Annotated in this window: 2 protein-coding genes; both read right to left on the reverse strand. The window is 62.4% G+C overall.

The window, feature by feature from the left end:
• Positions 1 to 34: 34 nt before the first annotated feature.
• Entirely contained in the window at positions 35 to 883 is an 849-nt protein-coding gene (locus tag ACW7G3_RS14175; protein ID WP_456983562.1) for an IS3 family transposase, read from the reverse strand.
• Complete coding sequence (locus tag ACW7G3_RS14180; RefSeq protein WP_456983561.1) at positions 841 to 1197, reverse strand: transposase; 357 nt, start codon at positions 1195 to 1197, stop codon at positions 841 to 843. Before ACW7G3_RS14180 ends, ACW7G3_RS14175 begins: the two co-directional genes overlap by 43 nt.
• Positions 1198 to 1267 lie beyond the last annotated feature (70 nt).

Here is a 1267-nt window from a genome sequence, read left to right on the forward strand (position 1 = left end):
TGGGACTTCCTTCGAAAAAGTGGACACCCAACGGTTAGGCGCATTGGCGCTCAAAGTCGACAGGTGATTGATACCCCAAGGCCGAGTGTAGACGTCGGTGGTTATAGAAGTCGACGTAGCGGTGAATGGCCTGGCGCAGGGCGTGATCGCTGTCGAAAGTGCGACGGTGGTACATGTCCGACTTCATCGACTTGTTCCAGGACTCCATGTGCGCGTTGTCGGTCATCCGTCGAGGGCGGTTGGCCGACTGGGCCAAGCCGGCGCGCTCCAGCTTCCGCTTGAAGTCGCCGGCCAGGAACTCGATGCCACGATCGCTATGGAACACCGTGCCGGCCTCGGGCTGGCGGGTGCGTAGCGCGGCGCCCAGCGCACGGCGAGTCAGTGCCGCCGTGCGGTCTGGCCCCAGAGACCAGCCCAGCAGACGGCGTGAATGCCGATCCATCACCGTCGCCAGGTAGCGCCACCGGCCACGCACTTTCAGGTAGGTCACGTCCGCGACCCAAAGCTGATCAGGACGTGTGGGCTCTACCGCGTGCGCACGGCTTTCAACACTGGCCAGGAAACGCTTCAAGCCCGGTCGCTGGCGGTACAACCGCACCGAGCATGCACGGACGTTGTGCTCCCGCATCAGCCGCTCGATCCGCCGGCGGCCCACGGCTTCGCCCTGTTGGCGCAAGGCGGCATGGACCCGTGGGCTGCCGTAGGTCTGGTGGCTTTCGCGGTGGACGTTGCGGATCTTCTGCAGCAACCGCGCATCGTCCAGCACGCGCGGGCTGGGCGGTCGCCGCGCCCACGCGTAATAACCCGAAGGACTGACCCCGTAGAGACGGCACATCGTTCTCACCGGGCAGGCTTCCTGGTGGTGCTCGATGAAGGCGAAGATCTCGCTTTTCGAGCTGAAGTGAACGCGATGGCTTTTTTTAAAAGGTCATGCTCGAGCTTGAGCCGCTCGTACTTGCGCTGCACCTCGCGCAGCTCTTTGAGCTCCGCCGCTGCTGCTTTGTCCACCTCTACACCCTTGGTCACGATCAATCCCTCGCGTGCAAGCCTGCGCCAACGGGACAGCATGAAGGGATGGATGTAAAGCGAGGCGGCGACATCGCCGACCAAAACGCCCGGCAGCTGACTCAGTCGGACGGCCGTCGCCTTGAACTCGTCACTGTAACGATAGGTGGTTCTGGGACCAGGTCTTGGCATGGAAGACACTCCTGATGATTAGATCACGGTGTCCACTGAACCGAAGGAACTTCCGCTTCGGCTTGAATGA

This window comes from Luteimonas sp. A478 (assembly GCF_054052025.1).